At 39.6% G+C, this 26,367-nt stretch carries 25 protein-coding genes; 21 read left to right on the forward strand and 4 right to left on the reverse strand.

Features of this window, described 5'->3' with window-relative positions; translation table 11 throughout:
- Positions 1-5 precede the first annotated feature (5 nt).
- The 11 genes from rbsK to AC1DOK_RS10770 all read left to right on the forward strand — a co-directional run bounded on the left by rbsK (position 6) and on the right by AC1DOK_RS10770 (position 9,833).
- Entirely contained in the window at positions 6-899 is an 894-nt protein-coding gene (rbsK, locus tag AC1DOK_RS10720) for a ribokinase (RefSeq protein ID WP_477554259.1), read from the forward strand.
- A 203-nt stretch (positions 900-1,102) separates the two neighbouring features.
- The gene (locus AC1DOK_RS10725; RefSeq protein WP_477554260.1) at positions 1,103-1,642 is read left to right on the forward strand and encodes a PadR family transcriptional regulator; all 540 of its coding nucleotides are present in this window, start codon (positions 1,103-1,105) and stop codon (positions 1,640-1,642) included.
- Entirely contained in the window at positions 1,629-2,393 is a 765-nt protein-coding gene (locus AC1DOK_RS10730) for a lysostaphin resistance A-like protein (RefSeq protein ID WP_477554261.1), read from the forward strand. Before AC1DOK_RS10725 ends, AC1DOK_RS10730 begins: the two co-directional genes overlap by 14 nt.
- A gap of 143 nt (positions 2,394-2,536) precedes the next feature.
- Positions 2,537-3,166, forward strand: coding sequence for a TVP38/TMEM64 family protein (locus AC1DOK_RS10735; RefSeq protein ID WP_477554262.1), 630 nt, complete (start codon positions 2,537-2,539; stop codon positions 3,164-3,166).
- A 47-nt stretch (positions 3,167-3,213) separates the two neighbouring features.
- Positions 3,214-4,446, forward strand: a complete 1,233-nt coding sequence (locus AC1DOK_RS10740; RefSeq protein WP_477554263.1) for an aminopeptidase — start codon at positions 3,214-3,216, stop codon at positions 4,444-4,446.
- A 279-nt stretch (positions 4,447-4,725) separates the two neighbouring features.
- Positions 4,726-5,031, forward strand: a complete 306-nt coding sequence (locus tag AC1DOK_RS10745; RefSeq protein WP_477554264.1) for a LiaF transmembrane domain-containing protein — start codon at positions 4,726-4,728, stop codon at positions 5,029-5,031.
- 27 nt (positions 5,032-5,058) lie between these two features.
- On the forward strand, positions 5,059-5,469 hold the full coding sequence (locus AC1DOK_RS10750; protein WP_477554265.1) for a PspC domain-containing protein: 411 nt from the start codon (positions 5,059-5,061) through the stop codon (positions 5,467-5,469).
- A 4-nt stretch (positions 5,470-5,473) separates the two neighbouring features.
- A complete protein-coding gene (locus AC1DOK_RS10755; RefSeq protein WP_477554266.1) occupies positions 5,474-6,151 on the forward strand; it encodes a PspA/IM30 family protein in 678 nt (225 codons plus the stop codon).
- Positions 6,152-6,294: 143 nt separating this feature from the next.
- Entirely contained in the window at positions 6,295-8,058 is a 1,764-nt protein-coding gene (locus AC1DOK_RS10760; RefSeq protein ID WP_477554267.1) for an ABC transporter ATP-binding protein, read from the forward strand.
- Positions 8,059-8,091: 33 nt separating this feature from the next.
- The gene (locus AC1DOK_RS10765; protein ID WP_477554268.1) at positions 8,092-8,766 is read left to right on the forward strand and encodes a response regulator transcription factor; all 675 of its coding nucleotides are present in this window, start codon (positions 8,092-8,094) and stop codon (positions 8,764-8,766) included.
- The gene (locus AC1DOK_RS10770) at positions 8,763-9,833 is read left to right on the forward strand and encodes a sensor histidine kinase (RefSeq protein WP_477554269.1); all 1,071 of its coding nucleotides are present in this window, start codon (positions 8,763-8,765) and stop codon (positions 9,831-9,833) included. The genes AC1DOK_RS10765 and AC1DOK_RS10770 overlap by 4 nt, the downstream gene beginning before the upstream one ends.
- Positions 9,834-9,914: 81 nt before the next feature.
- Here AC1DOK_RS10770 and AC1DOK_RS10775 read toward each other — a convergent pair whose 3' ends face one another.
- On the reverse strand, positions 9,915-11,411 hold the full coding sequence (locus AC1DOK_RS10775; RefSeq protein WP_477554270.1) for an ABC transporter substrate-binding protein: 1,497 nt from the start codon (positions 11,409-11,411) through the stop codon (positions 9,915-9,917).
- Positions 11,412-11,552: 141 nt separating this feature from the next.
- The gene (locus AC1DOK_RS10780) at positions 11,553-13,052 is read right to left on the reverse strand and encodes an ABC transporter substrate-binding protein (RefSeq protein WP_477554271.1); all 1,500 of its coding nucleotides are present in this window, start codon (positions 13,050-13,052) and stop codon (positions 11,553-11,555) included.
- Positions 13,053-13,256: 204 nt separating this feature from the next.
- Between AC1DOK_RS10780 and AC1DOK_RS10785 the strand changes: the two genes are divergently transcribed.
- The 4 genes from AC1DOK_RS10785 to AC1DOK_RS10800 all read left to right on the forward strand — a co-directional run bounded on the left by AC1DOK_RS10785 (position 13,257) and on the right by AC1DOK_RS10800 (position 18,197).
- Positions 13,257-13,934, forward strand: a complete 678-nt coding sequence (locus tag AC1DOK_RS10785) for an ABC transporter ATP-binding protein (RefSeq protein WP_477554272.1) — start codon at positions 13,257-13,259, stop codon at positions 13,932-13,934.
- Positions 13,931-16,423, forward strand: coding sequence for an ABC transporter permease (locus tag AC1DOK_RS10790; RefSeq protein ID WP_477554273.1), 2,493 nt, complete (start codon positions 13,931-13,933; stop codon positions 16,421-16,423). The genes AC1DOK_RS10785 and AC1DOK_RS10790 overlap by 4 nt, the downstream gene beginning before the upstream one ends.
- 69 nt (positions 16,424-16,492) lie before the next feature.
- On the forward strand, positions 16,493-17,170 hold the full coding sequence (locus tag AC1DOK_RS10795; RefSeq protein ID WP_477554274.1) for a response regulator transcription factor: 678 nt from the start codon (positions 16,493-16,495) through the stop codon (positions 17,168-17,170).
- Positions 17,171-17,174: 4 nt separating this feature from the next.
- Positions 17,175-18,197 (forward strand): sensor histidine kinase, encoded by a 1,023-nt coding sequence (locus AC1DOK_RS10800; RefSeq protein WP_477554275.1) that lies wholly within the window; start codon positions 17,175-17,177, stop codon positions 18,195-18,197.
- 3 nt (positions 18,198-18,200) lie between these two features.
- On the opposite strand, the gene AC1DOK_RS10805 is transcribed toward AC1DOK_RS10800, so the two are convergent.
- Together AC1DOK_RS10805 and AC1DOK_RS10810 are read right to left on the reverse strand one after the other, a co-directional pair.
- Positions 18,201-18,629 (reverse strand): threonine/serine exporter family protein, encoded by a 429-nt coding sequence (locus AC1DOK_RS10805; RefSeq protein WP_477554276.1) that lies wholly within the window; start codon positions 18,627-18,629, stop codon positions 18,201-18,203.
- A gap of 20 nt (positions 18,630-18,649) precedes the next feature.
- On the reverse strand, positions 18,650-19,408 hold the full coding sequence (locus AC1DOK_RS10810) for a threonine/serine exporter family protein (protein WP_477554277.1): 759 nt from the start codon (positions 19,406-19,408) through the stop codon (positions 18,650-18,652).
- Positions 19,409-19,546: 138 nt separating this feature from the next.
- Here AC1DOK_RS10810 and AC1DOK_RS10815 point away from each other — a divergent pair, with 138 nt between their 5' ends.
- The 6 genes from AC1DOK_RS10815 to AC1DOK_RS10840 all read left to right on the forward strand — a co-directional run bounded on the left by AC1DOK_RS10815 (position 19,547) and on the right by AC1DOK_RS10840 (position 26,348).
- A complete protein-coding gene (locus tag AC1DOK_RS10815) occupies positions 19,547-20,287 on the forward strand; it encodes a glycerophosphodiester phosphodiesterase (RefSeq protein WP_477554278.1) in 741 nt (246 codons plus the stop codon).
- A gap of 5 nt (positions 20,288-20,292) precedes the next feature.
- Positions 20,293-21,492, forward strand: coding sequence for an SLC45 family MFS transporter (locus AC1DOK_RS10820; protein WP_477554353.1), 1,200 nt, complete (start codon positions 20,293-20,295; stop codon positions 21,490-21,492).
- 184 nt (positions 21,493-21,676) lie between these two features.
- Complete coding sequence (locus tag AC1DOK_RS10825) at positions 21,677-22,666, forward strand: Gfo/Idh/MocA family protein (protein WP_477554279.1); 990 nt, start codon at positions 21,677-21,679, stop codon at positions 22,664-22,666.
- Positions 22,667-22,729: 63 nt separating this feature from the next.
- Complete coding sequence (locus AC1DOK_RS10830; RefSeq protein ID WP_477554280.1) at positions 22,730-23,053, forward strand: 2Fe-2S iron-sulfur cluster-binding protein; 324 nt, start codon at positions 22,730-22,732, stop codon at positions 23,051-23,053.
- A gap of 156 nt (positions 23,054-23,209) precedes the next feature.
- Positions 23,210-23,425, forward strand: coding sequence for a hypothetical protein (locus AC1DOK_RS10835; protein ID WP_477554281.1), 216 nt, complete (start codon positions 23,210-23,212; stop codon positions 23,423-23,425).
- A 229-nt stretch (positions 23,426-23,654) separates the two neighbouring features.
- The gene (locus tag AC1DOK_RS10840) at positions 23,655-26,348 is read left to right on the forward strand and encodes a WG repeat-containing protein (protein ID WP_477554282.1); all 2,694 of its coding nucleotides are present in this window, start codon (positions 23,655-23,657) and stop codon (positions 26,346-26,348) included.
- The last annotated feature ends 19 nt before the right edge of the window (positions 26,349-26,367 follow it).

Here is a 26,367-nt window from a genome sequence, read left to right on the forward strand (position 1 = left end):
CACTTATGAAAATAATAGTTATTGGCAGCGCAAATATGGATATGGTTATGCAGACGAGTCGAGTTCCAGAGATTGGTGAGACGATTATGGGGAACGGATTCTTCCTCGCAAGCGGAGGTAAAGGAGCTAATCAAGCTGTTGCTTGCGCCAAAATGGGTGCAGATACTTGGTTCCTGTCCAAGGTTGGAGATGATGTGTTTGGTCAATCGCTGATGGATAGCCTTGCTGAATTTGGCGTTCACAAGGATTTCATTGCCGTTGAACCAGGCATTAATACGGGTGTTGCTGCGATTACTGTATGTGAGGGCAATAATAGTATAATTCTAGATAGTGGTGCAAATAACAGAGTAACTCCAGCTTATATTAATCACTACAAGGAAGAATTGTTATCTGCGTCAGCCATAATGCTACAACTTGAGATTCCAATGGAGTCTGTGTATGATGCCGTTAACTTGGTCAAAGGTAAAGTGCCAATCTTCTTTAACCCTGCTCCAGCAGTTCCGCTAGATGAAGCGATTCTGCAAGGTATCGACTATTTTACACCTAATGAAATCGAGTGCCGTTTGTATACGGATGTTGACATTCAAAGTGTCGACGATGCCTTTAAAGCACTTGATATATTGCGTGCGAAGGGGATTCGTTATCCTCTCATTACATTAGGGGAAAAGGGACTTGTGTATTATAACGGAACTGAGAATATGTATAAAGAAGGACGTAAAGTCAAAGCAGTAGATACGACGGCAGCAGGCGATACGTTCTCTGGTACACTAGCGGCGATGATCGTGGCAGGCAAAAGTATGGATGAAGCGGTAGATATCGCTCAGTTGGCATCTTCTATAGCGGTAACCCGTCTAGGTGCACAGAATTCCATTCCGTATATTGCCGAGCTTGTTTTCTAAACAAGCTAATGCTTAATTAATGCACAGATTCATGTTATTGAATAAGAAAAAATGAGGGCTATCCCAATGAGTTCATAACTCGAAGGATAGTCCTTTTGCTTTGTTCATGTATTATTTCCCAAAATACTTTACAAAATTCTGAAAATTAAGTATTATAAATATATCGAGTAGATATATCGAATAGATGCATTAGAGGTGATGACATGTTGGAGAATATTATTTTAGGCATTCTGATGGAAGGGGAATTAAGCGGATATGGCATTAAGAAAACGATAGACAGCTCTGTTGGCGTATTTTATACAGCAAGCTATGGTAGTTTGTATCCGGCTTTGGCTAGATTAACGAAAAAAGGCCTAGTCTCTGTGGTAGAAGTAGAAAGCAGTAAGAATAAGAAACTGTATACCATCCTTCCAAGCGGTCGAGCGATGTTCCTTGCATGGCTGGCTGAACCTTTGCATATCTCACTCAATGAGCATCTGCTTAGGATTTTCTTCTACGATTATTTGGATGAGGAGACAAGACGCGAGCGATTAACTGAGTACGAATATATATTAGAGGGTGAAATCAGACGATTGAAAGCAGTCGAGCAGATTGTGTCGGGAGAGCTTAAGCAGATCGAGAATCCTGAACAATATTATTACCGAGTATCGGTTCTATCTTATGGATTACGTCATTTTCAGATGAATAAGAAGTGGATTCAGAATATTAAAGAGAGAAAGGATTTGAATCATGACAACGAATAAGAAACTATCATTTTCAGCAAAAAATCCTATATGGACGGTTACAATTATTGAGGTGCTTGTCCTGCTTGCGATGACTGCAGCTGGAGCTTATGCGACAATCAAGGAGTTAAGCTATACAGCGCCAGTACTTATTGCATTTATACCTATCTCATTAGCAATCATTATCTATTTAACCTGGAAGAAGAAATGGCAATCGATCGGATTTCGCTCCTTAAGAAGTATTAACAAGAGCAATTGGTATTTCTACTTGCCTCTGATCGCAATTCTGATCTTACTTAGTACCAAGGGAATCAAGTCGGTTACCGGGACAGAAGTGATGTATTCCGTTTTTCTCACTTTGTTAGTAGGCTTTGTTGAGGAAACAATCTATCGTGGCCTTATTTTCCGTACCCTATTAAAGAAAAGCATAACAGCAGCAGTCGTAACATCGAGTATTTTGTTCTCTATAACGCATATGCTCAATATGTTATCGGGGCAGAATGCCGCTGATACGATTTTTCAATTGATCTATTCCTTGTTAATCGGTTTAGCTTTGGTTTTATTGGTTGTCAAAATGGATAATATTATCCCTGCTATTCTATTTCACTTTATCCATAATCTACTTCAAGATCAGTTCATAGGAAATCCAAGTACGACGATGCACAATAACATTATCATTTGTATAGTGGTGCTTCTATGTGTGTGGCTGATAATTGACTTAAAAAGAAATAATCAATTGAGGAAATTCAATAAAAATAATCTGAATGCTTAATCAATTATAAATAACTCATGCGATAAAATATCGAATTTGCAGTTTATTTTGTATCTAAGTTGTAGGTAAGTTACAATAGTGGGTAATGTGAATCGCTGTGTGATCAGGCAGTAGTTTTTCTAGAGGGAGAGGACGTACAAAGCATGTTGGAATGGTTTCAAAATATATGGATGATTATGAAAGATATAGATATTGCGCAAGTGGAGTCTTGGCTTCAGCAATATTCTAATTTAGGGCCACTCCCAGGAATTCTATTTCCGTTCATAGAAGCGTTCTTACCGGTATTACCACTAATCGTATTCGTGATGGGTAATGCAGCAGCTTACGGCTTATGGCTTGGATTCCTATATTCTTGGATCGGTGTATGTGCGGGTGCCATTCTGGTTTTCTGGATTGTTCGCTTATTCGGTAAACGATTAAGCATGTACATTCAGAAGCGCATGCCAGGATCGCAGAAATTCTTTCATTGGATAGAGAAGAAGGGCTTTACGCCAATGTTTCTCTTATTCTGTTTTCCCTTCACGCCTTCATCTCTAGTTACTGTCGCGGCTGCGATCAGCACAGTGGAATTTAGTACATTCATTGTTGCGGTCTTGACGGGTAAGTCGGTTATGATCTTCATGATGGCCTTCATTGGTCATGATTGGCAAGGATTTGTTCAGCAACCGTGGCGTATCTTGATTGTCATACTTGTATTTGTTTTACTATGGCTAGCAGGTAAGAAGCTAGAGAAGCGGTATCATCATGAGCCAGCTAATGAAGAGGAAGGTTAATCATAACTTTGTATTCAATTTAGCAGCCTTAGGAGGAGAACATTCAGATGAATTCTTTTGAGAAGAACATAGAAAAATATGCAGAGCTTGTTATAAAGGTAGGGGTGAATATTCAGCCAGGACAGGTCCTGCTAGTGGAATCACCACTCGAGACAGCTGAGTTAACGCGAAAAATCGTACAAAAGGCTTATGAAGCAGGCGCTAAGTATGTACAAGTAGAGTGGAATGATGAAGCAGTTACTAGAGCTCGCTTTGAATATGCACCGGATGATTCATTCGCTTATTATCCGGAGTGGAGCGCATCTATGATGGAGCAATTGGCTGAGTGCGGAGGAGCTTTGCTTAACATTAAGGTTCCAAATCCTGATTTATATGATGGTATTGATATGCACAAGGTTTCCACTGCGACCAAAGCAGCATCAATAGCAAGACAGAAGTTTCAAGGTTATGTTCGCACGAATAAGCTTAGCTGGTGTCTGGTGAAAGCTCCAACTAAGGCATGGGCAGCCAAAGTATTCCCAGAACTCCCTGAAGAAGAGCAGGTTCAAGCGATGTGGGATACCATTTTCAAAATTACGCGTGTAGATAATGATAATCCTATAGCTGCTTGGCATGATCATCTCGAGCAACTAAATAAAGTACAAGATATACTTAATCGCAAAAAATTCACGAAGCTTCATTATAAAGCACCAGGAACGGACTTAACTGTCGAGCTCCCTGAGGGTCATATATGGATGAGTGGCGGTGGTCATAATGAAGAGGGAACCTTCTTCGTAGCTAATATGCCAACGGAAGAAGTATTCACTATGCCGAAGCGGGATGGCGTGAACGGTACGGTTGCAAGTACGAAGCCACTTAATTTGAATGGACGGATCGTGGATAGATTCACACTAACGTTTGAAAATGGCAAAGTCGTTGATTATACAGCGGAAGTCGGTTATGAGCATTTGAAGGATCTTCTGGATACGGATGAAGGAGCTAAGCATCTTGGCGAGGTTGCCCTTGTACCACATGATTCACCGATTTCGAATTTGAATCGAATTTTCTATAATACGGGAGTGGACGAGAATGCTTCTTGCCATTTTGCAGTTGGGAGTGCGTATCCTTTTACCATTGAGAATGGGACTAAGATGTCGCAAGAAGAATTGCTCAGTCGCGGAGGTAATGTAAGCTTGACTCATGTGGACTTCATGATTGGATCGGCTGATTTAGACATTGACGGCGTGTTAGCGGATGGAACGGTTGAACAGGTATTCCGTAAAGGTAACTGGGTTTTCTAATGATATAGATGATAAAGCTAAAAGAAAAGGAACTGGTTTCGTCATTATAAACTGAGAGAAACTAATAAAAACTGCCTTCTGGCGCCAACTTTTATGTAGGTGTCAGGAGGCAGTTTTTTTGGATTAAAGAATTTATAATTTTTAAAGCTCTGTCTGTGGTCTATATACCTCCCCAACTTCGGTCTAGGATGAAATGTCGACCTAAGCCTATTTTGCACAAATAGGAAAGAGTCTAGAATAAGGACATAAGCAAACGACAAAGAAAGTGGTGAGGATAACATGCAAAAGAAAGGAAACACATTAGCAATCGTACTTATCGTACTCGGTGGTTTGTTCTTGTTAAGCAAAATGGGTTTCTTGCTTGGAGGACTGATCGGATATCTGGTGCCAATTGCACTGATCGCCCTAGGTTGTTATGGGATTAAGGTTGGAAACAAATTATTGGGCTCGGTATTTATCATTATTGGAGCACTCTCACTAATTGGCAAATTTTCATATCTGTTTGGCATTATAATCGCAGTATTGTTAATCCTATGGGGCGTGTCAATGTTATTAGGTAAACGCAATTATCACAATCGATATTAAAAAATATTAGAAGGAGGAAGACAACGCATGAATAACAAACTATATCGCTCAACTCGCGATTCGAAGCTAATGGGTCTATGCGCAGGGATTGGTGAATGGCTTAATATTGATGTTACGCTAATTCGGGTATTGTTCGTACTTGGCGTATTCTTTTCCGGATTCACTCTCTTAATACCTTACTTTATCGTAGCATTGGTCGTTCCAAAAGAACCTCTTACTCCATATGGAGCATTTAATTTTGGAGTTGGTCAAGGCCAAGGCTGCTTTGAGCAGAATCAATACAGTTTTAATAATGGCTATAACTCAAATAGTCATCATTCTAATACTAGTAATAAATCATCAGTTGACTCCGTAATGGAAGATGTCGAGAAGAAAGCAATGATAAATGAAATCCAACAACTTCGCGAGAGGCTCGCGAAAATCGAGAAAGGGGAATAATAAAATGGGAGTATTCAAACGTATTAATGATATGACAAAGGCATCGGTGCATGAATTGCTTGATAAGATGGAAAATCCAGTTGTTATGCTGAATCAATATTTGCGTGACATGGAGGAAGAAATTCACGAGGCAGAAGTTATTGTTGCCAAGCAAATGGCAGATGAACGCAATTTGAAACAGCGCTATGATGAAGCAATCCGTATTAGTGCAGAGCGTGAAACTCAGGCAGGACACGCAATTGTGGAAGGTCAAGAGGAATTAGCTCGTAAGCTGCTTGAAGAAAAATTGTACTTCGATCAAAAGATTACAGAGTATCTCGATCTGCATACACAATCGCAAGGCCATGCTCAAGAATTAATGCAACAATTACAAACAATGAAAAATGAGTTCGATCAGCTTTGCAATAAACGAAATGAACTTGCTTCTCGTGCAAAAATAGCTGAAGCACGTAAGCAAATGTCATCCATCCATTCTGTACATACGATTGAAAGCGGCAGTGCTTCTCACGGGTTCCATCGCATGGAAGAAAAGATCATGCAATTGGAAGCTGAAGCAGAAGTTATGCGTGCTCCTTATAGCGCAAGCACCACATCATTCCAACAACCGATTGATGCAGAAAAGCAATTGAAAGTAGACGAACAGTTGGCAGCTTTGAAAGAAAAGTTGAACAATGCCGAATAAAGAAATTGGGTGAAAGGCTCCAGAATACTGGAGTCTTTTTTTGTGATATAGAGCATTTGTTTAAATGAAGTTTACATTCATCCGTTATGCTTTTGTTCAGTGACGAACAAAATTATATTTTCAGATAAAAAGGAGTGGGATTTATGCGTACAGAAACGCCTAAGGGGTCAATTGGAAATTGGCGTAAGTTTGCACATTTAATTAATGAAACAAAGCCTTCTAAACTTATGTTAATAATTGCTTTATTGCTTAGTGTAGGTTCGACGGGGGTATCTCTTGTTATACCGATGTTTACGAAGGGGTTAGTTGATGGATTTACATTATCGAACCTAGAACCAATGCAGATTGTGTTAATAGCAGGGGCATTTATTATACAAGCGATTGCTTCAGGCTTATCGATTTATTTATTGAATGTCATTGGACAACGAGTTGTTGCGAATTTAAGGGATCGATTATGGAGTAAGCTCCTTGTTCTCCCGGTTTCGTATTATGATCAACATAAGACGGGGGAGACGGTCAGTCGTATTACGAATGATACCGGAATTGTGAAGGGATTTATTACGGAGCATCTTGCAAGCTTCTTTACGGGAATTCTATCCGTTGTGGGCTCTTTTATTGTGCTTCTCTATTTGGATTGGAAAATGACAATGATTATGCTCATCATTATTCCAGTTGCAGCGCTTGTGCTATATCCATTAGGTCGTCAAATGTTCAAAATTTCGAAAGGGTTACAAGACGAAACGGCTTCATTCACCTCGCTTCTAAGTCAGGTACTTTCTGAAATTCGATTAGTGAAAGCATCCAATGCAGAAACAAGAGAATATGAGAATGGTAAGCAAGGAATTATGAATTTACGTCGCTTTGGTATTAAAGAGGGTATTGTTCAATCTCTTATTTCTCCTATTATGTCATTTGTATTGATGGCTCTTCTCGTTATTATTATTGGTTATGGTGGATTAAGAGTATCGTCAGGTGCGTTATCAGCAGGTGATTTGGTAGCGTTCATTTTATATTTGATTCAAATTGTTATGCCAATGAGTATGTTGACGATGTTCTTTACCCAACTGCAGAAGGCGATTGGTGCGACCGATTATATGATATCCATTCTGCAAGAGGATGAGGAGGATCATCAAGAAGGTAAATCGGTTATTGATGCAAGTCAGACAATTAGCGTAGAGCATGTTCATTTTGCCTATAATGAAGAGGAGTATATTCTGCGGGACATTAGCTTTACGATAGATCCTGGTAAGGTGACGGCAATTGTAGGACCAAGTGGTGGCGGTAAGACGACGTTGTTCTCTATATTCGAACGCTTCTATGTGCCAACTTCGGGTATAATTAAGTTAGGTAATGAGCCTATTAATGAATTCTCTCTTCATTCTTGGCGTTCACAGATTGGCTATGTATCCCAAGAAAGTCCACTAATTGATGGAACAATTAGAGAAAATATTTGTTATGGTATGGATCGAGAGGTTACACAAGAAGAGCTAGAACATGCGGCAGAGATGGCATATGCTGATATGTTTATCCGCGACATGACAGATGGATATGAGACAGAAGTAGGCGAGCGTGGGGTGAAATTATCTGGTGGTCAACGTCAGCGAATTGCCATTGCAAGAGCACTACTTCGTAATCCACGAATTCTGATGCTGGATGAAGCAACTTCAAGTTTAGATAGCAAATCGGAGATTATTGTTCAGCAGGCACTCAATAACCTGATGAAGGGACGGACGACGATCGTCATTGCACATCGTCTGTCAACAGTAGTAGATGCAGATAAGATTCTATTTATTGAAAAAGGAAAGTTAACGGGCAGTGGATCGCATGAAGAACTATATGATAGCCATGCGATGTATCAAGAGTTTGCTAAGCAACAGCTTCGTATGTACGAGCAAATAAGTTCGTAATAATCCAGGCTGATAGGAAAGGCGGTTAATCTAGTGGTCACTATTCTAATCGTAGACGATGATCCTCATATTCGAGAATTAGTTCGCGTTTTTCTGCACAAGGAAGGTTATCAATCGGTTGAAGCTTCTGATGGTGTGAAAGCATTACAGATACTGGAGCGCACTAAGGCGGATCTAGTCATTCTCGATATAATGATGCCGAATATGGATGGATGGACGTTATGCCGTGAACTCAGGGATCAATACGACATTCCACTTCTGATGCTTACCGCCAAAGGCGAAACCTCACAGAAGATTAAGGGATTTAATCTGGGTACGGATGATTATTTGGTGAAGCCATTCGATCCGCTTGAGCTTGTCGTAAGAGTCAAAGCATTACTGAAGCGATATCAGATCGCGTCTTCCCAGACTGTAACGTTCGGTAATGTTGCAATGAATCGTCAGACTTATGAAGTAACGGTTGGGATGAAGAAATCGGCTTTACCCATGAAAGAGTTTGAACTGCTATTTAAGCTTGGAGGCTATCTGGGCAAAACATTTTCCCGTGAACAGCTGTTAGAGGATATATGGGGTTATGATTTTGAAGGTAATGAGCGAACTCTTGATGTTCATATCAATCGATTACGTGAACGATTCCCGGAAGATAGTAGTTCTTTCAAGATCAAAACCATACGAGGACTCGGGTATCGATTAGAGGTGAAAACATGAGCTTGTCCAAGCTGTGGGAAATCACCAAAATCATTTTTGGCATATTGGTTGCAGCAGGAAGTGCGCTACTAGCTTGGTCAATTGCTTATTGGATTAATCCCTATTTATTTGAAATACTAGGCTGGGAAATAACAGGTTACTGGGCATTCTTATTAGATGGCGTTGTAGCCATGATTCTACTAGCCATTGTAATAGCAATTATGATTCCATTTGCCAAAAACAAGCAGCTCGCTTTCACACAGAAGATCAACGATGCTCTGAGACGAATATCTAAGGGTGATTATGATATTAACATTCAGGCTGAGAAGGACTATGAGCAGGATTATCTTCCTATTATCGAGGGTATTCATGAGATGGCTGGTGAACTTGGGCAAATGGAAAAAATGCGACAGGAGTTCATCTCTAACGTATCCCATGAGATTCAGTCACCACTAACATCGATTCGTGGCTTTGCTCGTGCTTTACAAGAAAACGAGCTAACAGAAGAAGAGCGGAAGCATTATCTACACATCATCGAAATGGAAACAATGAGACTTTCGAAGCTAAGTGATAACTTGCTTAAGCTAACCTCCTTAGAGTCTGATCATCAGAAAGTGGAGCTAACGACATACAGCTTAGACAATCAGATTCGAGCACTCGTACTAGCTTGTGAACCTCAATGGTTGGACAAAAATCTAGAGATGGAATTGAATCTAGAGAAAACGTTGATTACTGCAGATGAGGAGATGCTGAGTCAAGTATGGGTGAATCTCATTCATAACGCTATTAAGTTTACGCCGGAGCGGGGATCAATTACGATTGATTTACGCAAGGAATCGAATTTGATTGAAGTTTGTATCACCGATACAGGGACTGGTATTGAAGAAGAACACATGCCTCATCTTTTCGAACGTTTCTTTAAGGCAGATGATTCAAGAAACAGAGCTCATGGTGGTAACGGGCTCGGATTATCTATTGTCCATAAAATCATTGAACTTCATCACGGATCTATACAAGTTCAAAGTGAACGTGGGTGCGGCACAACATTTAAGATTAAACTGCCTGTAAACTTTGATACCATCTCTTAGGAAGATTTCACTTAGGCGATATGATCTTGAGACTAATAAAACCTTAGCATGGCGAAGAGCTTTGCTAAGGTTTTAAATTGATTAGTAGTTTTCTTGTGCTTGATCCAGGTTAATCGGACCGTTAGGATTTGCTTTAATTTGTCGTAAGATAGCATCGCCTTGTGCTTGCCATGCTTTAAGTCCTTGCCTTGCTGACTGTTTGCCAAGCATGACCTTCTGCAATTCTCTACTACCAGGATTTATGGCGTAGGTTAGATTAGGATTGATTCGATCTAGATTGTAGTAATCATTTTCGAAGAAGCCTGAGGGCTTGATGTCATAAAAAGCTTTAACATTGAAATCAAGCTCATGCTTGTTATTAATTAAACTTTGATAAGCGGGCAATAGATTAGTCGTTCCTGATTTTAATTTAGCCCATTCGGGACCATTAATGAATTTAATGAAATTCCAGGCGTCTTCAGGGTTGGATGCTTTAGCATTGATTGCCATGAGACCAGTCATTTCAACAAAAGGAACAACACCAGGGTATTCTGGATGGCTCGGCATGGTCACAACACCCCAGTCAATTGGTGTATAGTTCGGAATTTGAGCTGCATGCTCATTTACATCCATTAATCGTCTGACTTGATCATAGCTCATAATTGTCATGGCAAGATTGCCTAATCTGAAATTATCATTTGGAAATGGACTTTCCTCATCTAAGTTATCTTGATACTTTCTAGGATTGCTGGGATCTTGAACAGTTGGTATGATTCCATCCTGTTGTAATTGGTACATCTTGCTCCAAGCTTGCTCCCAATTGTCCGAATCTACCGTCATGTGCTCAACTGCTTCATTAAAATAACGCAATTGTAACGGAGTTGTATATACCTCCAATAAATTGAAGGCATCCCGTCTCTTCTGTGTGTTAAATGAGAAACCATATATAGGCTTAGATTCACTGTGGTTGGATACACGTGAAGCTAGTGCGAAAACTTCTTCCCACATCATATGATCATGAGGGAATGGGGCACCAGCATTTGTGAAAATTTGCTTGTTATAAATAAGAGCTGATGAATTAAAGTAGGGTGCTAATGCATAGAATTGTCCATCTGAGTTTAAGCTCTTGATTCCTTCAGAAATAACAGGTACATAATCTGTTGTATCAAACTTATCCTTCTTTATTCGGCTATCGAGTGGTGCTAATAAGTTCTTCTCGAGTAGTTCGCCCAACTGGTTGTAATTCATCATGACGATATCTGGTGGGTTATCGCCTTCCATTAATTCTTGCATGGTGTCAAAAGGCTCTTTGAAATTCTGAATTTGTGAATTTTCATCACTGTTATAATACCTATATTGCTCTGTATCAGATCTAGTGTTTATGATTTCGATCCTCAAATTCGGGTGATTATATTCAAAAATATTCGTATATTGCATGCGGAAATACTCGTCATCTCCGCTAAAGCCATCGCTTGTTGCAATCCGTAGAACACGTTCTGTTGTCTTCTCCCCCGTATTCGCTCCTATGGAGCAAGCAGCGAGTAAGGGAACAACTAATGTACAAGCTAATACGATCGATGTTAATTTTCTCCCCTTCATTTACGCTACCCCTCCAATATATCTCTATTTATCTAAATTGTATTATATTCTAATTAGAAATCATTATCAGTGATTTAGCTAGCATATTAAGTTTCTATGAAATAAAAAACCACTGAAATTATTTTCAGTGGCCTTCTTAATTTATCTTGCAGGAATAGTTATTCCGCCTCCCATATTACCTTGATCTAAGTTAATAGGACCATTCGGATTGGCTTTAATCTGCTGCAAGATCGAGTCCCCTGCTGCTTGCCAAGCTTTGAGACCTTCTCTAGCTGTCTTTTTGCCAGACATGACCTCTTCAAGTTGACTTTGCCCAGGATTCATTGCCATGCGAAGATTTGGCTTTTCACGATAGAGTCTAAAATAATCATTCTCTGAGAAAGTAGATGGCTTAATATTGTAGAAAGCTTCGATATGGAAGTCTGTTCCATCCTTTGGTTTAATATAAGTTTTACGAGCAGGTAACTGATAGGAGCTACCAGATTTTAATTTAGCCCACTCCGGGCTATTAATAAATTTGATTAACTCCCATGCATCTTCTACATTAGTAGATTTGGCGTTGATGCCCATTAACCCGGAGATCGTTACACCTGGAACAACCCCAGGATATTCTGGATGACTGGGCATTGTAACTACATCCCAATCGATTGCGGTATAATTCTTAATTTGAGCGGCATTCTTATTGGCATCAATCAATTGTTCAAGTTGCCAATAGTTCATAACTGACATTCCTATACTACCATTCATGAATCGATCATGAGAGAATGGACCTTGTTCTTGTTGGTCTGGTTGATAATCCTCTCGTGTAGGTGGAGTGACCTTATCTTTCTGTAACTGATAGAGCTTATTCCATACTTTCTCCCACTCGTCAGTATCTACCGTCATCTTCTCTCCAGCGTCATCAAAGTAGCTCAACTGAAGTGGATTCGTATATATATTTAAATCATTAAAAGGATCACCCCATCTTTGTGAGCTGAAGGAAAATCCATATACAGGCTTCTTGCCTTCAGGTTTGGAAACACGTGCAGCTAGTGCAAAAACTTCATCCCATGTCATATTATCCGTAGGGGGCTCTACTCCAGCATCTGCAAAAATCTTCTTATTGTATATGAGTGCTGATGAAGTGAACAGAGGTGCTAATGCATAAATTTTGCCGTCTGGACTCAAGTTTTTGATTCCATCATAAATAACTGGAACATAGTCGGTTGTATCTAATTTATCTTCTGTCATTTTGCTATCAAGTGGAGCTAGTAGATTCTTCTCTAGCATCGCGCCCATTTGGTCATAATTCATTACAACAATATCAGGAGGCGTAGCGCCTTCCATTAACTCTTGCATCGTAACCAAAGGATCTTTGAATGTCTTAGCTTCCTGATCATTACCACCATAATACATGTTGAATTTCTCGTTATCATCCCTTGTAGAAACTATTTCTAGCTTAATGTTCGGATTGTTAAACTCAAAGATATTCGTGAATTGCTGGCGAAAGTATTCATCTTCCCCATTGTAGCCTTCACTTGTTGCAATCCGTAGAACACGTTCTTTCTTATCGTCACTATTAACACCCATCGAGCAAGCAGCAAGTAGTGGGACTACTAGTAAACCTGCCAATGCAATCGATATGAGTTTTCTACCCTTCATTGTCAATATCCTCCTATTAATTAGTATCTATATGAATTCTACACAAAATTACAATGATTCACAAATTTAAAGTTTTTATAAATTTTTTTTATCAAAAAAATACATTCGAAGAAAGAACGTTTGCTGCTGTCACAAGATTGTAAGAAGTGGACTTTATAATTTAATCTATCAAGTTCAAATTCAATTTGAGATGGAGATGCTGACATGTTCATACTGAAAACAGTAGGTCTCAAGAAATATTACAATAAAGACGCGAATCAAGTGAAAGCACTAGATGGAATTGATTTAGAAATCAATGAAGGTGAATTTATTGCGATCATTGGAACATCAGGTAGTGGAAAATCTACTTTATTACATATGTTAGGTGGACTCGACAGAGCGACAAGTGGACAAGTCATTGTTGGTAACAATGATATTTTCCAAATGAATGATGAAGCGCTGACGATTTTTAGAAGAAGAAATATTGGCTTTGTGTTTCAGAACTATAATCTTGTTCCCATTCTAAACGTTTATGAGAATATTGTTCTTCCAATAGAATTGGATGGAAATCAGGTCGATCAACAGTTTATCGAACATATCATTCAAACATTAGGACTTAAGGATAAGCTCAATAGTCTTCCAAATAACTTATCCGGAGGGCAGCAGCAGCGGGTCGCTATAGCTAGAGCGCTTGCCACTAAGCCTTCTATTATTCTAGCAGATGAACCGACAGGAAATCTGGATAGCAAAACAAGCCAGGAGGTTATTGGACTGCTCAAGGTGACTAGTCGTCAATTCAATCAGACGATCGTGATGATTACACATAATGAAGAGATTGCACAGCTTGCAGATCGCATTATTCGCATTGAGGATGGCAAAATAGTCGGAGGTCATGTTTCATGATGTTCCCTAATAACAACAAAAGGGTCATTGCCAAACTGACAAACAGGAGCTTGCAAGTCAACAAAACAAGAAATCGATTTGTTATCTTGGCGATCGTGCTTACGACGTTGCTCATTACGTCTGTTTTCAGCATTGGGATGAGCTATTTGAAGTCAATGGAAAATCAACAATTGAAAATGATGGGGACGCTAGCGCACTCAGCGTTGTCCCATCCAACGACAGAGCAGATTAAGCAGCTTAAACAGCTTGATTATGTCAAAGAGGTAGGGCTTGGGGCAAATGTTGCTCTTGTAGCAAATACACCGGAAATGGGAAATATTTCGTTAAGTTTACATTGGTTTGACCAGAATGAGTGGAACAAGTTTCGTTCACCGATATTAGATGAAATGACGGGGAAATATCCGGAAGCAAAGAACGAGATTCTGGCTCCAACCTGGATTCTGAAAGCAATGGGGATTGATGATCCGACGATCGGAATGGATATTCCTGTGACCTACTTCATGACAGACAAAGATGGTGTAAGGTCAGATGAAATAACTGAAACTTTTGTTCTTAGTGGTTGGTATACCGAATATATGAATATTCGTTCGGGAAATATTGGTGCCCTATTCGTTTCAACCCCGTTTGCTGAATCAAAGGGAGGATATCCCGTTAATTCCGGAGTTGCAGATGTTATTTTTAATAGTGACAAGGACGTACCGACTTTAGCACAGCGTCTTGAGCAGGACATGAAACCAAGTACGGAGCAGAAGGTTAAAGTCATTCCACTCTATGAACAAGATCAAATTGCTGATATGGCGACACTCACAGGGTATATAGGCGTCATTCTGTTTCTTGTGCTTAGCGGATATTTATTAATTTATAATGTGCTCTATATTTCCGTTTCTCGTGATACAAGATTCTATGGACTTCTCAAAACGATCGGTACAACGGCTAAACAAATTAGGAGAATGGTGATCGGTCAAGCTTTAAGACTAGCTTTCATTGGGTTACCCATTGGAATCGCATTAGGGATGCTATTATCATTTGTCATAGTTCCAATGACAATGAGCGTTTCGACATTGAATACCGATGTACAAATTTCATTCAGCCCTGTTATTTTTATTGGAGCTGCAGTATTTGCGTTGATTACCACACTGATTAGTTGCATTAAGCCGGCACGTGCAGCAGGTAAAGTTTCTCCGATTGAAGCGATTCGGTATACGGGTACTAGCATGAAAGCAAAGACAGCTCGAACTAGTTATGGCTCTAAGCTGAACCGAATGGCTTTGCGCAATATTTTTAGAGAAAAGAAACGGGCATTTGTTGTGTTCCTCTCCTTGTTTTTAGGACTTACGACATTTATGACAGTCAATACGCTTGTTCTTAGCATGGATACTGATAATTTTGTAAGCTATTATTTGGAGAATGACTTTGATCTGTATAACAATACGATGTCTTTGGGTTATAAGGGTGATTTCCAAGACAAGATTACAGAAGATCTGGTTAATCAAATCGGACAAATCAATGGTATCCATGATATTCGAAAAACGTATACCAAATCTAAAGTAATAAAATATGACCCTAAAGTATTTGGCAAGCATATTGATGCTTTTGTCAAGGAGACAAAAACAGAACGCCCAAGCGATGAGTTTTTACTTCAAGAGAAGGATATGTTCTATGCAAGGGTGAGCGGAATTGATACGAAGTATGTGGAGGAGTTGAACCAAAATCTAGAAGCTCCAATTGATCTCGAACGGTTCAATAAAGGTGAGATCGCTTTGCTTGGCGCGGATGCAGAAAATTTTAAGCTTGGAGATCGATTTGAGCTGGTCGAGCATTCGAATAGAAGCTTCGAAATTGGCGGATTTGTAGATATGATGTTTCAAGCACCAGGAGCTATGATGGCACCGAATATCTATATAAGTCATGAAGCATTTAAGCAAATAATCGAGAAGCCAGTCATTTATAAGTTGAATATTAGGGCTGAGAAGGACAAACAGTCAGAGATTCTGGATCAGTTAAAAGCGATGATTGCCGGAGATCGAGAATTCTATATGGAGTCAAGATTGGAGACAGCAGAAAGCATGCAATCTGCGAAAATAACGCTATATATCTTAGGCGGAGGAATTGCATTCATCCTTGCTTTTATCGGAATACTCAACTTCATCAATACGATGTATACCAGCGTTCGAGTTAGAAAGCTTGAGTTAGCAGTAATGGAGAGTATCGGCATGACTCGTAAACAATTAAGAAAAATGCTGCTTCTTGAAGGTACTGGTTATGCTGTCATCTCGACAGTGCTAATTGCAACCGTAGGAAGCTTAATCAGCTATGGAGCTTATAAATTGTTCAGCATGGAGGCAACTTATGCGATTTATACATTCCCACTTTTTCCTTTTATCATCGCAATCATTCTTATATTTGCAGTCTGTATGACAGTTCCACTGATCGCTTACAACATGACGAATAAGCTAAGCATCGTTGAACGCTTAAGAGAATCGGATTAATTAAGGAGGGGCATATTCAGATATGCCTCTTCTGCATGTATAATAATAGTGTGGATAAGGGGGAATAGAATGAACACCATCCTAATTGTTGAAGATGATCGGCTTATTAACGAAGGACTTTCATTCATGCTTCAGCAGAAAGACTACAACACGATATCGGCCTATTCCTATCACGAGGGCTGGTCTGCCTTTACCAATAACAAGATTGATCTTATCATCCTGGATATTAATTTACCAGATCAAAGCGGCACTGTACTATGTGAAGAAATTCGCGAATCCTCTCAAGTGCCGATCCTTTTCTTAACCGCTAATGATACTGAGCAGGACATGGTAAGAGGGTTCCGTATAGGTGCAGATGATTACATAGCGAAGCCGTTTAGTATGCTGGTCCTGTTCCAGCGCATCAAAGCGATTTTAAGAAGAAGCAGTACGAATGAGAGCGACAATCTTTATACTTATGCTAATCTAACGATTAATTATGATAAAATGCAAGTTTATAAAAATGGTCAAGAAGTTAAGCTAACAGCTAACGAATATAAGCTTATGGCTATTCTTGTACAGAATAGTGGACAAGTGTTAACCAGGCAAATGATCCTCGAGAAGCTTTGGGATGTGGATGGAAATTTTGTCGATGAGAATACACTGAGTGTGAATGTCAAAAGACTCAGAAATAAGCTTGAGGACGATCCTAAGAACCCTGTCATTATCAAAACGGTTTTTGGAATTGGCTACACTTGGGGTGATTGAACGAATGAAAATGACTTTTTCTAAAATAATGATCACTGCACTAATTGGATTTGTGCTGATGAGCGTAGGCTTTATCACATCCCTCGTCGTAACAAATGCCAATTATCCGATATTATTTGTTAGTATTTTATTTATCGTAATGCTTGCAGCACTATTCATTGGCTATACACTGGCTATTCGCAAGCAAATGAGCATGATATTGAATAAATTGTCTGAAACGATTCAATCCCTCATGAATATGCAAGATCATGTGGTTTTCTCCACATTAGAGGATACGATGCTATCTAAGCTGCAGACGCAGATTATTAAATTGTCGCGTACGCTTCAGGCTCAGAATCAGAGGCATCAAGAAGACAGCGAGGCTGTTAAATCATTGATATCGGATATTTCCCATCAGCTCAAAACACCACTTACAAATTTGAATATGTACTATAACATGCTGCTTGATTCCAAATTGCCTGACGACAAGCGGACTGAATTTACACAGATTGTGCAAACTGAGCTGATCCGTTTGAACTGGCTTATGGATAGTCTGATTAAAATGTCACGGCTCGAAACAGGAATCATCAAGCTGAATATGGAGAGTCAGCCGATAGACAACACAGTGCTTACTGCAATTAAGCAGATATTTCCAAAGGCAAATGATAAACAGATCGAGCTTAGGTTTCACTCTGATCAGACGATTGTAATGAAGCATGATGTTAGGTGGACAGGCGAAGCGATTGTTAATTTACTTGATAATGCGGTGAAATATACGCAGGCACATGGAACGATCGACATCACGATACAGAAATATGAAACGTTCGCACGTATCAATGTGAAGGATAATGGAGCGGGAATAACAGAGCAGGAGATTAACTCTATTTTCCAAAGATTTTATCGCGGTGAGAATGCGAAGCAGACAGAGGGTGTTGGCATCGGACTCTATCTCGTACGCAAAATTGTGACTCAGCAAGGAGGATATATGAAGGTATCCTCTGTGATCGGACATGGCAGCAGCTTTTCCATTTTTATGCCAATAAACTAGAAGTTATTTCACAACCTTACGAACTAACTGATTGAGCACCTCAGAGAGCACCAAGCCCATTGCAATTGAGCCTGAGATCAAGAAAGCTTGTGCGGCTAATTGTAGAGCGATGTTATAGTCGTTCTCGACGAATTTACGCATGGCATTATAAGCCATCCCACCGGGCACAAGTGGAATGATACCTGCAACGCTAAATATAATAACGGGTGTCTTATATATTTTGGCAGCAACCAGAGAAATCAGACCAATGACGAAGGTGGCCGTAAGTGTGGATAGCACTGTAGTGGAGCTGGTCATTTCAAGTAGTACATAGACAATCCAACCGATCATGCCAACGAATCCGCATAGCAGTAGTGATCGTCTAGGGGCACCGAATAGAATGCCGAAGGCTGCAGAAGCAATGAAGCTTGTCACGAGCTGCTCGATAATCATAAGTTGACCTCTTTCATATATCATAAAATGGTAAAAACAAGGGCAATACCGGTTCCAATGGCAAACGCGGTAAGGAATGCTTCTGCTCCTTTGGACAGGCCTGAAACAAGGTGCCCTGCCATTAGGTCTCTAACTGCGTTAGTAATTAGAAGTCCAGGTACGAGTGGCATAACGGAACCTATAATAATTTTGTCAGCATCATTACCTAATCCTACGAAGATAAAGATAAATGCCAATATTCCAATTATGAATGATGCAGATAATTCAGCAAATAGCTTGATTCCCACCCATCGATGAAAATACAGGAAAGCTGAGAAGCCTAAGCCCCCGCAAATCATGGCCGGAAGAAAATCAATCCAACCGCCTTTGAACATAATCGTAAAGCAACCACTTGATAACGCAGCTGCCGCAATTTGGAGCCATATGGGATAGGTGTGCTTAGCAGTCTCCAATTCCTTTAACAGCTGAAACGCCTCTGAAATATTTATTTTTCCGCTCGTTAAATCTCGTGAGATACTGTTGACGGTAGCGATCTTCTCTAAATCAGTTGTACGATCCGTAATCCTGATTAGCTTGGCAGAATCTTTGGCATCGGTGGTGAACATGATCACGGTTGGTGTTACATAGCTATGTGAATATGGTAAGCCAAGTGAGGCTGCAATACGTGTCATCGTATCTTCAACCCGATAAGTTTCTGCTCCGCTCTGTAGCATGACTTTACCAGCGAGGAGGCATATTTCTATCATTTCATATGACTCATTATCTATAGTTGTATCCATCGGAAGCTCCTTCACATTAATGAATATGATGATATCATTGACCTTGTAAATATAGCAATAATTTTGCAAATAGTTAACTCAGGTGTAACACTATTGTGCTACAATTATCTCATATTTAAAGAAGAAAGGCGTGAGATTTTGAAGACGATTATTAATTATGCACATAGAGGTGCTTCTGGTTATTGCCCGGAAAATACGATGGTTGCCTTCTCTAGAGGGCTTGAACTCGGCGCTACAGGAATCGAAACGGATGTTCAAGTTTCTAAAGATGGTCAGCTTGTACTTATTCATGATGAGCTGCTTATGCGGACAACAGGTTCACAGGGTTTAGTCAAAGATTTCGATTTAGATACACTGAGGAGTTTAGATGCAGGCTCTTGGTTTCATCCAGACTTTGCAGGTCAGACCATTCCTACACTGGAAGAATTGTTCGAGCTTGTTAAGCAGAAGGATACCATCCTTAACCTTGAACTTAAGAACGGCGTCATTCAATATCCTGGCATTGAAGAGAAAGTTATCGCAATGATTAGAGAATACGACATGGTGGAACGCATAATTATTTCTAGCTTTAATCACTATTCTTTAGTTCAGTGTAATCGTTTAGCACCAGAGATCCAAACAGGCATTTTATACATGGAAGGCTTATATGAGCCGTGGAAATATGCAGACCAAGTTGGAGCCACTGCATTACATGCGTACAAATACGCAGTTCAACCGGAATTCGTAGCTGAGGCAGCTAATCATGGCAAAATTTATAATCCGTTCACCGTGAACGAGCCGCAAGAAATGAAGCAGTTGATTGCAGCAGGTGTAGCTGGCATCATTACGGATCATCCAGATCGCCTTGCGAATTTGCTCATACCTGTTAAGGGAGTGTGATTTCTATTAAAAAGACATGGTTGCTCGGATTCGGTTTTTTTAGCATAAGCATCACATGGGCTTTATATAACGCGTTTATTCCTTTCTTTCTAGAGCCTTTCATTAAAAGTACAGCGATGATCGGGTTTATGATGACCATTGATAATTATTTTGCTCTATTCCTGCAGCCGTGGATTGGCAATCGAAGTGATCGAACAGATACCAAGTACGGTAGACGTATGCCATATTTATTAATTGGTATGCCGATTGCTGCCGTGTTTATCGCACTAATTCCTTTTCATACAGGGCTAATTACCTTAATCTTATTTATGGTATTGATGAATCTCAGCATGAGCATCTATCGTTCACCGACGATTGCATTAATGCCCGATATTACACCTGATTCACGTAGGACCAAAGCTAACGGAATAATCAATTTAATGGGTGGTTTAGGTTCAATTCTTGCCTTCGGAGTAGGTTCAATTCTATACAAATCGAATCAATCCTTCCCGTTCTTGCTCGCGTCTGTGATTACTTTGCTTTGTATGTTAATCCTGTATAAGAATATTAAAGAAAGACGTGACACGATCACGTACACCGTTTCGGAGAAGAACAAGATTCGTCTTCGTGGGGAGTTAGATCGAACAACGGTATTCCTGCTTGCAGCTGTGTTCTTCTGGTTCGTGGCCTATCAAGGGGTAGAAGCACTCTTTACACTCTATGGTAAGCATCAGCTTGGACTTGAAGAAAGCGTTGCTTCTTTTTCGCTTACATTCTATTCACTAGCTTTCCTTCTATTCGCTATTCCAAGTGGATGGCTCGGAAGTAAGTATGGTAAGAAGAAGATGATTCTTATTGGAGTAAGCGGTTTATTCCTTGTATTCGCTTCAATTCCTTTTGTTGAATCATTGCTGATGCTTAGAATTCTTCTTATTATTGGTGGCGGTTTCTGGGCTTGTATTAACATTAACTCCTATCCGTTTGTCATCTCGACAGGAAGAGAACAGAGTATTGGAACAAGGACGGGACTTTATTATCTGGTGTCTTCGCTAGCAGCGATTAGTTCACCGCCTCTAATTGGACTAATGGTTGATATCTTTGGTTATGCTTCCTTATTCTATTGCGCATCGTTTGGCATGCTGCTTGCACTTGGGTGTTTGTTAATGGTGAAGAACAGCGGCAAGTCCGTAAATACGACGTCGCCGCAGCAAGCTGTTAATCAGTAAATTTGTTTGATTATGAGAATATTCTACATGCCGTTGCCGGATTCTCTTGCTTAAGAGGATTCGGCTTTTGAGTTCTTAATTAAACCGTTTTGATCTATATATAGCCTTGATTAAAGCAGCTAAAGGTATTATGAAATTGATTCATGTTACAATAGGTTTATAAAATGACTGATGGAGGTTAACTATGATACGATTTGGCGTTATTGGAACGAACCGAATTACAGACGAATTCATTAAGGCTGCTCGTGAAATAGATGGGTTTGCTTTGACAGCTGTATACTCTAGGACGGAAGAACGCGGCAAGGAATTTCAAGCTAAGCATGATATTCCTAACCTCTTTATGGATCTGCAGAGTATGGCTAAGAGTGATCAGCTCGATGCTGTGTATATTGCTAGTCCTAATTCGTATCATGCTGAACATGCGATTCTCTGTATGAATCATGGGAAGCATGTGCTATGCGAGAAGCCGATTGCCTCTAACGTTAGAGAGCTTACAGCGATGATCGATGCAGCTAGAAACAATCAAGTCCTACTTATGGAGGCACTTAAATCTACGAAGCTTCCTAACTTCCAGACGATACAAGATAATTTACATAAAATTGGAACGGTTCGTCGTTATTTTGCAAGCTTCTGTCAATATTCATCCCGTTATGATACCTATAAAGAAGGCACTATATTGAATGCTTTTAATCCGATATTCTCTAATGGGTCATTAATGGACATTGGTGTGTATGGTATTTATCCCATGGTGGTTCTGTTCGGTAGACCTGATCAGGTACAAGCAACCGGTATTATGTTAGAGTCAGGCATTGATGGCGAAGGTTCTCTGCTTCTCAAGTATAAGGATATGGATGGGGTAATCATGCATTCCAAAATCGCTAATTCCTATCTTCCGTCTGAAATTCAAGGGGAGAACGGAAGCATCATCATCGATAAAATCAGTCATATGGATAAAATCGAGATTCGCTATAAAGATGGAACCATAGAAGATATTACGCAACCACAAAATCCGAATGGGATGTATCACGAGATCCAGGCATTCATTAACTTACTGGACAGTGGCAAAATAGAATCATCCGCGAATTCTCATGCGAATTCTATGACTACAATGGAAATCATGGATGAGGCAAGAAGACAGATTGGTCTTGTATACCCAGCTGATCGTAAGAAGTAAACTAACTAGTTGACTTTGCACATAAACAATGATGAAATGAAGGAAATAAGAAGGAGGAATATCATGCCAACTATTCAAGTTGAAGGAAAAGGCTCATTCCAAGTTGATGAAGGTACCAAACTTGTTCTTGCCCTTGAGGATCATGGGACAGATATCTTGCATCGTTGTGGTGGGAATGCTAGATGTACAACTTGTCGTGTGGAAATTCTGGAAGGTGATGCAGGTCCTATGGGTGAAGCGGAAGCAACTGTTCGTGAGGCTAAAGGAATAACAGAAGCGAACATAAGGCTTTCTTGCCAAATTCATGTGCATTCAGATCTAACAGTGAAGGCTGTTATGACTGTGTCTGAAAGTGGAATGGATGCAGGTAAGCGTCCAGTGGACTAATCCATATATACATATGGGTTACATAAAACGATCGCTTTTTCTGGAGAAAATCCAGAAAATACGGTCGTTTCTTTTGTCCCTGAGTATAAAGAGATATAATGAAGTAAAACAGCAGTGTGCTGCAGGTTTGAATATAAGAAAAGACGGAGTGATCATTTGAGTAAAAAAAGCGTATGGAACAGAGGGAAACATAATGGTGGAGGTTTAACATCCCCTAAGAAACAAGCTGATTCAGCTAGTTTAAACAAAGACCAAAGTGAAACCAATAATGAAATTAAGAATGAAAATTTAGATAGCCCCATTAATCGTGTCGGGCGGATGAATCGTGAGAATTGGGTTGTTAGACCCGTTCGTGATAAGCGAGATAATTAACGATCATGTAGGAGACTAAGCAATATAGAATTTAAATCTTACTCTATTTATTAAACTTCCTGTGCAAAATAGAAACGATGGTTTATCCACATTTTCAAACGAAAGCAGAACCGATAATGGTTTTGCTTTTTTTAATATATTCTTAACGAAATAGAGTCTTATATATTATCTACTATAAATTATGGTAAAATTAAGAAGATTGAATTATAAATTATGGGGGTTTAACAATTTGATTAGAAAATCGAGTGTTACCATATTAGCAGTTCTCCTGTTAGTTTTGCTCTATCCCTCTCAAATGTTTGCAGCACAGAAAAATCAGATTCAAGGCTATGAACAGGGACATATTACGATTAATTACTTAGGACCTAAAGGAGATATCAGGTCTGAGAAATTGAACACCCTTGTTGTTCGTTCGAATAATCAGATGATGGTCCCTCTAGTTAAAGCAATTTTCTACAAACCAGATAGTTCATTAAAGACAGATGCTCTTTATAAAGGAGAAACTGCAGCAATCCTAGTGACTAATCAATGGGATGATAACAAACTGTATGAATTTTCTTTAGGTATGAAAACAGGAACGATTAAAGATAAGTCTAATAAAAAAATAGGTACTGTAAATCTAAGCGTTGAACCATTTAATGTGACGACATTCGATATTACTTCCCCTCTTACGAATATCGAAGGTGCAACCGATGCGATGGAAGTACCCTTTGTACCACTCGATTTTTTTGACAAAATAGGATATTCTGCTAAATATTCAGGTAGCGGTGGGAATATCGAAGTGAATCTTATACCACCAGGCTATGAGAAAACAGTAGAACAGAATAAAGAGTCTAAACTTTATCCTGTTAGTTTTGGCAATAAGTATGGCTACATGAATGCGCAAGGTAAAGTAGTGATTAAACCACAATTTTATGTGGCACATGAGTTCTCAGAAGGTCTTGCCCCAGTGCAAATCAAGGATAAAATGGGTTATATCAATCAAGAAGGTAAAATAGTGATTGAGCCTCAATTCAATATAGCATTTGGATTTTCGGATGGACTAGCTCCTGTAGATCTCGGTGATCACATGGGTTATATCAATAAGAGTGGCAAGGTAGTTATTGAGCCTGAATTACCAATTGAGTATGCGACAAGTTTTACGAGTGGAGTTGCAGTCGTTACCTTTCACATGGATCAAAGTCATTCACTTATAGATAAGAGAGGAATTATTGTTGTACCACCTATTTTGGACGATATTGGATTCTTTTCGGAAGGAATAGCAAGGGCCGAGGAGAATGGAAGCTATGGATTCATAGACTCCAGTGGTGAATGGATCATTGAGCCGCAATATCAAGATGCACTTGATTTCTCAGAAGCGCTTGCTGCTGTTAAAATCAATGGCAAATGGGGATTTATCGACCGTAGTGCGAACAAGGTAATTGATGCTAAGTATGATGAGGTCTATAATTTCTCTGAAGGTTTAGCTCAAATCAAGTTAAATGGCAAAATTGGATTTATCGATAAGACGGGAAAGACGATTATTCAGCCTCAATTCGATGAAGGATATACCTTTAAAGAAGGACTAGCTTCTGTTAAAAAAGATGGTAAGTGGGGCTATATAGATAAAACAGGAACTATTGTCATTAAACCAGCTCATGAGTGGGCTGAACCGTTTGATGGGAATATTGCCGTGGTTCAGAATGCAGGAGTAAGAACGTATATTGATAAGAAAGGTAATCCTTTCTTACCTCTAAACGATAAGGGACAACCTTATACGTCTGTCTATGTTGCTGGTAATGTAATAGAGGTGAATGGCAAAGTAGTAGATTTACCTGCCGAGCCAATCATGGTGAATGGGAAAACACTTGCACCTGTTAGAGCAATAATGCAAAGTCTTGGCATGGAGCTGAAATGGGATAGTGCTACTAATACAATAACGGGTGTGAAGGGTCAGACGACTGTGATCATGAAGGTCGGAAGCAAGGAAGCGAAGGTTAATGGAAAAGTCGAGATGCTTGATGCTCCACCACAAATTGTTGGCGATAATACCTTTGTCCCTGTTAGTTTCCTTGCTAATAGTATTGGTGCTAACGAAGAGAACGTAGCCTATCCAACAAGTATACCTAGTGGACTTACAATCAAGAGTTTGCTTGGTAATGATTATGCTGTTTACGATAAATACATGGCAGCAAGTGAACGATTAAAGAAAGCACAACAAAAGTTTCCTGCATTCGAAATCACAGGCAGTATTGATCAACGTGATCCGTTCTATGTCTTTGGTGCAACATATAGTGAAACTGCAGACCCAAGCCATGAGGCATTTGTACCAAATTTCAATAACCTAAAGATTGAGAACCCTAATAAGGATCATATTGTTCGAGATAGTTATATTGGTGGAATACATTATTATAAAGGGAAAACCAAAGAAAAAGGTTTATATAAACCCCTGGTTGATGTATATATTTTCGGTGCCGCTCCAAAGGAGCTTGCAGGTGTAATAAATGAGGAAGCAGCGGCCAAAGCTAAATTGATTACTGCCAATGAAGTAAACATTGCTAAGGTCGCATCAAAATACGAAGGAATTATTCAGCAATCACCTAACGACCCAGCTTCATATTTGAATTATGCAACAGCACTTGTTGATCTAAGTGAAATACTGGATGATGCAGGGTATTTACAACAAGCGCAGACGCAAGTTGATAAGGCGACTACTTTGAGTGCAAAAAGTAAAGATATCTATGATTTGATTATCGCTGATCGATATTCTAATGAGCAGCAGCAAATTGAGACTTATAAACGAATTGCACAAATTGATCCTTATCTTATTCTGAGCTATGCTGCTACGAACAATCGCTATGGAATTGCTGCTAAGGCTTTTGAACAGGTTGAGTATTTAGTGGATTATGCAAAGTATTGTGCAAGTAAAGCGAATCAACAATAATAGCAGTATGAATAAGCAA

The organism is Paenibacillus sp. P5_B5 (assembly GCF_056400365.1).

Bases quoted from the DNA above. Each gene is read 5' to 3' on its own strand.
- rbsK (WP_477554259.1), top strand. From the start codon at position 6: ATGAAAATAATAGTTATTGGCAGCGCAAATATGGATATGGTTATGCAG.
- AC1DOK_RS10725 (WP_477554260.1), top strand. From the start codon at position 1,103: ATGTTGGAGAATATTATTTTAGGCATTCTGATGGAAGGGGAATTAAGC.
- AC1DOK_RS10730 (WP_477554261.1), top strand. From the start codon at position 1,629: ATGACAACGAATAAGAAACTATCATTTTCAGCAAAAAATCCTATATGG.
- AC1DOK_RS10735 (WP_477554262.1), top strand. From the start codon at position 2,537: ATGTTGGAATGGTTTCAAAATATATGGATGATTATGAAAGATATAGAT.
- AC1DOK_RS10740 (WP_477554263.1), top strand. From the start codon at position 3,214: ATGAATTCTTTTGAGAAGAACATAGAAAAATATGCAGAGCTTGTTATA.
- AC1DOK_RS10745 (WP_477554264.1), top strand. From the start codon at position 4,726: ATGCAAAAGAAAGGAAACACATTAGCAATCGTACTTATCGTACTCGGT.
- AC1DOK_RS10750 (WP_477554265.1), top strand. From the start codon at position 5,059: ATGAATAACAAACTATATCGCTCAACTCGCGATTCGAAGCTAATGGGT.
- AC1DOK_RS10755 (WP_477554266.1), top strand. From the start codon at position 5,474: ATGGGAGTATTCAAACGTATTAATGATATGACAAAGGCATCGGTGCAT.
- AC1DOK_RS10760 (WP_477554267.1), top strand. From the start codon at position 6,295: ATGCGTACAGAAACGCCTAAGGGGTCAATTGGAAATTGGCGTAAGTTT.
- AC1DOK_RS10770 (WP_477554269.1), top strand. From the start codon at position 8,763: ATGAGCTTGTCCAAGCTGTGGGAAATCACCAAAATCATTTTTGGCATA.
- AC1DOK_RS10775 (WP_477554270.1), bottom strand. From the start codon at position 11,411: ATGAAGGGGAGAAAATTAACATCGATCGTATTAGCTTGTACATTAGTT.
- AC1DOK_RS10780 (WP_477554271.1), bottom strand. From the start codon at position 13,052: ATGAAGGGTAGAAAACTCATATCGATTGCATTGGCAGGTTTACTAGTA.
- AC1DOK_RS10785 (WP_477554272.1), top strand. From the start codon at position 13,257: ATGTTCATACTGAAAACAGTAGGTCTCAAGAAATATTACAATAAAGAC.
- AC1DOK_RS10790 (WP_477554273.1), top strand. From the start codon at position 13,931: ATGATGTTCCCTAATAACAACAAAAGGGTCATTGCCAAACTGACAAAC.
- AC1DOK_RS10795 (WP_477554274.1), top strand. From the start codon at position 16,493: ATGAACACCATCCTAATTGTTGAAGATGATCGGCTTATTAACGAAGGA.
- AC1DOK_RS10800 (WP_477554275.1), top strand. From the start codon at position 17,175: ATGAAAATGACTTTTTCTAAAATAATGATCACTGCACTAATTGGATTT.
- AC1DOK_RS10805 (WP_477554276.1), bottom strand. From the start codon at position 18,629: ATGATTATCGAGCAGCTCGTGACAAGCTTCATTGCTTCTGCAGCCTTC.
- AC1DOK_RS10810 (WP_477554277.1), bottom strand. From the start codon at position 19,408: ATGGATACAACTATAGATAATGAGTCATATGAAATGATAGAAATATGC.
- AC1DOK_RS10825 (WP_477554279.1), top strand. From the start codon at position 21,677: ATGATACGATTTGGCGTTATTGGAACGAACCGAATTACAGACGAATTC.
- AC1DOK_RS10830 (WP_477554280.1), top strand. From the start codon at position 22,730: ATGCCAACTATTCAAGTTGAAGGAAAAGGCTCATTCCAAGTTGATGAA.